The 5,196-nt window shown below is 50.1% G+C and carries 4 protein-coding genes; 2 read left to right on the forward strand and 2 right to left on the reverse strand.

Annotation, left to right across the window (positions count from 1 at the left end):
- On the reverse strand, nt 1-165 hold a 165-nt coding region (locus tag K4A83_RS21775; RefSeq protein ID WP_265266820.1), incomplete at its 3' end, for a helix-turn-helix domain-containing protein.
- Nucleotides 166-1,227: 1,062 nt separating this feature from the next.
- Between K4A83_RS21775 and K4A83_RS21780 the strand changes: the two genes are divergently transcribed.
- A complete protein-coding gene (locus tag K4A83_RS21780; RefSeq protein ID WP_407810265.1) occupies nt 1,228-2,547 on the forward strand; it encodes a glycosyltransferase family 4 protein in 1,320 nt (439 codons plus the stop codon).
- Here K4A83_RS21780 and K4A83_RS21785 read toward each other — a convergent pair.
- Nucleotides 2,524-3,183 (reverse strand): bifunctional 4-hydroxy-2-oxoglutarate aldolase/2-dehydro-3-deoxy-phosphogluconate aldolase, encoded by a 660-nt coding sequence (locus tag K4A83_RS21785; protein ID WP_265266818.1) that lies wholly within the window; start codon nt 3,181-3,183, stop codon nt 2,524-2,526. The genes K4A83_RS21780 and K4A83_RS21785 overlap by 24 nt on opposite strands.
- 298 nt (nt 3,184-3,481) lie before the next feature.
- On the opposite strand from K4A83_RS21785, the gene K4A83_RS21790 reads away from it, so the two are divergent.
- Nucleotides 3,482-4,888 (forward strand): TonB family protein, encoded by a 1,407-nt coding sequence (locus K4A83_RS21790; RefSeq protein ID WP_265266819.1) that lies wholly within the window; start codon nt 3,482-3,484, stop codon nt 4,886-4,888.
- Nucleotides 4,889-5,196 lie beyond the last annotated feature (308 nt).

The raw sequence follows: 5,196 nt of genomic DNA on the forward strand, positions 1-5,196 counted from the left end.
CAGGCGTTGCAACTGGGCATTGCTGGGCCACTTCTCACCCTGAGGAATCGCCTTAATCAGAGCCAGGGCATCGTTCCACACCACACGACAACATCCGAACAGCTTGGCTAACTCGGTTTGCTGACCTAGGGTGGGATAGATTCTGTACTGATATCGGCTTTTCATGATGCTAGGATACCAAAGATAGAGAGGATTGGGGCGATAGACTCCGACAAAAAAGCCGCCCTGGAAGGGCGGGGCTTCAGACCTATTAGTTTTGGTGAAACCTAATATCAAGTCCGGTTAAACGCTAGTCTTGGCGATCGCAGGGAAGCAATCGCCAAGACTAGCGAGATAACAGAGATTGCTTCACTCCACTGCGCGACCTTCGTAATGACTTAATCGGGTTGATATAACTCCCCCACTCTCGTTAAATATACGGAACAAGTTTCTGTGTTGATTCCCGCCTTTACCAAAATTTACGGATTGATGCCGTTAAAATTTTAGGGATTTCCTTTCCGGCTAGAGAGAAAAATATTTTTCAGCCAATTGTGCTTGTTCTCTACTGTCAAAACTGTGCTACCCTCTTGAATATCCTTGGTTTCGGATTCAGTATTTTCCCGGAATGAAAAAGTATGCTACCCTATGAACTCGTGGTTTTTAATTAATGTTTTTTCCTGATGATCACTTCTCTTAACTTAAGGTTTCTCGTGCAGGGTAAACAGCGATGGAGCAAAGAGTATGGAGCAGGGGGTATAGCTATCAAGTTGGTCTACTCTATCTCGGAGTCTTGAACGAATGGAGTTCTCTTGATCCCTACCTTATAAAGTACGTCCCATCGGTTATTATAAGCACAAAGTGAGCTAGCGTAAAGATATTGACCGGGTTTCGTTACATTCGCTGGATCAAGTCTAAACCCAATGTATCGAATTATAATTCTCGGGTTAATATAATTGACCTTTGGAAAAATTGAATTAGAATTGGGGGGAGAAAAACTTTAGAACTTGATGTCGGGCGATTCATTCTCTGGATTCTAAATCGTTGTAACTGTTCGTATTAAGAATATTATGTAAGTGATGTGAGGTATTTAAGAAGCATTACAGTTAGCTATAACTTATTATTTCCCAGTTGCTGACTTGTTAAATCATGAAAAATCGGGCTGGGAATCTGACCAATCTAATTAAGAGATAATCGCTAATCCCATCAAACTTGGTCATCAACTCATATCGTTACTATGTAAATTTGGGAATGCTAGATCAAACCAATCCACATCTACCAAAACTTGCTTTGTTGCCTTCTACACATCCGGTCGAGGATCATAGCAAAGTTTCCGCGCTCTTCCCGCCTCATAAAAGATTACTGATCATCAGTCAGTTTTACCCCCCAGATTATGCGGCCACAGGACAGTTAATTGCGGAACTGGTGGATCAATTGTCTCACTTAGGTCTGAATATCCGAATCTTTACCGGACAACCGGGGTATGCTTTTGAGAACAACTCGGCCCCGAAGGAGGAACAGCGCCATCGGGTGACGGTACAGCGATCGCGCACTTCCCGTTTATGGCCCCTCCGTATCCGAGGCCGTGCCATTAACGGGTTATTGTTTTGTGTGCGCACGGCCGCCCATTTATTGCGCTGTGCCAAATCGAAGGACTTGTTACTCATCACCACGGAACCCCCCTATTTACCGATTATTGGCTATATCGCCCACTGTTTATTAGGGGTTAAATATATCTGTCTGCTCTATGACTTATATCCTGATGTCGCCGTCCAGTTAGGGGTAGTTTCTCGTCATCATTGGCTGGTGCGTTTGTGGGATAAAATAAACCGCAAAATCTGGCAAAAGTCTGAAGCGGTAATCGTTCTTAGTTCTTCCATGAAGGAACGGATTCTGCACAAAGCCCCCAACTTGGAGCATAAGATTAGTGTGATTCCCAGTTGGTCAGATCCCAATTTAATTCACCCCCTCGATAAACACAAAAACTGGTTCGCGGCGGAACACAATTTAACCGATACTTTTGTGGTGCAGTATTCGGGCAATTTGGGCCGCTGTCATGACCTAGAAACCATCCTGATGGCGGCGGAGTTGTTGAAGGATGAACCTGTTCGATTTGTGTTCATTGGACAGGGTGCTAAACTGGACGGTTGTCTCCAACGAGTGCAGGGGTTAGGGTTAAACAACTGTCAATTTTTGCCCTATCAAGATAAGTCGGTTTTACCCTATTCGTTAACCGCTTGTGATTTGTCTTTAGTCAGTATTAGTCCGGGTTTAGAGGGGATTGTTGCCCCCAGTAAACTCTATGGCATTTTGGCGGCTGGTCGTCCTGTGGCGGCCATTTGTGAACCTCATTCCTACTTGCGGGAATTGTTAGGGGATGCCAAGTGTGGTCAAGCCTTTTTAAATGGGGATGGGGAGGCCTTGGCGCAATATATCCGCTATTTGATGGCTAATCCCCAACTGGCAAAATCCTTGGGGCGCTCCGGGCGACGGTATCTCAAAGCCAATTTTACTCCGGATATTGTGGCCTTGCAGTATTTGCAGGTCTTAGCGGCGGCGGCTGGGGAATGAGTGAAGCATCAGACGAGTTTGGAACAGTTGCAGGCGTTGCTGTAGACTGTTCCAAGCTTGGGCATTAATGAGGTCTGGGGGGAAGAGTTGACCGGATAATCCAACGGCGATCGCACCCGCTTCGATAAAAGACAGGGCATTGTCGAGAGTTACCCCCCCGGTAGGAATCAGGGGAATATCCGGCAAAGGGGGGCGGATAGCGCGTAAATAGCTCACGCCCCCCATCGCACCAATGGGGAAGACCTTAACGCAGGGGGATCCGGCCTGCCAAGCGGCGACAATTTCGCTGGGGGTGAGGGCCCCGGGGATATAGGGCAGATCCAACCGTTTGGCCTGTTGGAGGAAACGGGGGTTAAAGTGGGGAGAAAAGCCAAATTGAATCCCCGATGCGATCGCCTCTTCCCAGTGAGATTCAGTTAACAGGGTACCCGCCCCGACCCAACAGTGGGGAAACGTAGCCCGGATATGCTGAACTAACAAGCTAGGCTGGTCACTATTCCAAGTAATTTCAATCATGCCCATCCCGGCGGCGATCGCAATTTCCGCCAGATGAACCCCCAACTCCAAAGAGGGAGAACGTAACACAGCAACGACTCGGTATTGTTGGAGAGCTTGTAACCAAGATTCAGTGAACACGATTAACTGTAAAAGGCTGAAACCATTGTTTTTCCCGGAGCCGTGAACTCTAGTGGGCGTTGAACTCCAGATTTAACGAGAGAAACTCGAACATCGGGATAATAACACAAAAGCTTGTCCGATACCTGAGAAAACCGGGAAGCTCCACGCTAGAATTGAGCCATTCATTTATGCAATTGACCACTCCCACCGTTATAGCGACGAGAGGAGCTTAACGGTGGGAGTAGTCAAGATCAGCTAAACCTAACCCGCCCTCCGCCTTAAACTCTAGAGTCCCTTATAGTAATCTTTAAAGACGATGAGCCTAAATCTAACCCACACCCTAATCGTCACCCTCCGTCATCCTACAACCATCGCCGCTTTAAGCTCCGTGAGTTTACACGCCATGGTTGGTGTGGCCCTGCCTAATTTACCCATGTTTGCGCCGCCCCCCGAGGACGCGCCCTATCATCGTAACGTTCAGGTCATTGAGTTAACCCCTGACGAAATCGGTCGTCTGCCCGATCTCTCCCCGCCCCCCTTAGAACTGCCTGAAATCCCCACCGCCCTCGTGCCGGGTCGGGCCAATATTCCCACCCTCGAAAACCTGCCCCTGCCGGAAGTCACTAGCCCTGTCTTGCCCCCGCCACCGGGCGGCACTGTGAGACAGCCCTCCAATCAGTCCACCCCGTCCGGTCAACGGGCCTACTCCTTCCCGATTAACCCTCCCTCCACCACCGTACAACGCAAACTCCCGGCTACCCCCCCGGCGGTCGTGGGTCGTCCTAATACCCCACCGCCGCCCCCCCAAACTACGGCTAAAGCTCCCACCCCAAGGGATCGGGAAAATTATCTCTTCCAAATTGATGAATCAGCCCAAGCCTTTCGGATTCGACCCTTGGAAGAAGTGGGCAATCCGGCCCGCTTATTACCAGGTGCATCAAGATCAGAGGAGGGGGAAGAGGAAACCCCTACAGCATCCCGTCGTCAGCCCGAAAGCAGTTCAGTCGCCGCACAACCGGGTAATATCCGAGCCACCAGTCAAAATGAGGGCGCGCCCCCTCTCACCCCTGAACAAGTGGCGACGCTACAACGCCAACAGGCTTTTAATCAACGACTGTCAGAACAACGGAATCTCCAACGGAGAACGGATCAAAACACCACCAACCAAGAAGCGGAGCGCAATTATACCGCTTGGCGAAATAATGTGACTCAAAATGTGAGTCAAGGACAAGGGACTCCCCAAGCTCGCACCATTCGGGGGAATTATCCGGCAGATGCTTGTTTAAGACGAATGGAGGGTACGGCGGTTTATGGCTTGGTCATTCAACCCGATGGGTCTGTGTCTAATGTGCAGCAGATTCGCAGTGCGGGTTATGCTCTATTGGATCAACAAGCGCGATCGCAAGTGACCAGTTTAGGTTTACCGCGAGGGGAACAACCCATCCCCTACCGGGTCAGCATCCAGTTCACCTATGACCCCCAACGCTGTCCTACGCTCTCCGTGCCGGATCCCGAGACGGTGCGCAATCAACCCCGGATTCCCCAAGGGACTCCTGCTCCTTCCCCCCAACCCAAACCAGAAAACCCAACTCCGGCACGACCAGAACCCAGTCCGAGTCCCCGTCCGACGGCTTCTCCCTCACCCTCTCCCGAACCGGCTCCCAGTCCCCCCGAGTCTCAAGGAGAGACGAGTGAGGAGGAACTCGCTACCCCCGAAGATTAGAGGGGGAGCATCTTGTGCAGGGGAGCAGGGGGGCAGGGGAGCAGGGGAGCAGGGGAGAGGGGGAGCAGGGGAACAATTACCTATTACCTATTACCTATTCCCTATTCCCTGTTCCCTGTTCCCTATTCCCTCTTCCTCTCAAAAGCAAGCCCAAAAAATGATATGCTTAACCCGCAAGAAATTACCAAAAACTTGGGTCTAAAGCCCCGTCCTTCCAGGACGGCTTTTTATGCCGGATGGTAAAATGTAACCATGATTGTACTTGAGTTTAAAGCCTACGGCAAAACCCAGCAAGTTCGGGCAATCGA

It is taken from the genome of Spirulina subsalsa FACHB-351 (genome assembly GCF_026130165.1).
In the GTDB taxonomy this organism is placed as follows: Bacteria; Cyanobacteriota; Cyanobacteriia; order Cyanobacteriales; family Spirulinaceae; genus Spirulina_A; species Spirulina_A subsalsa_A.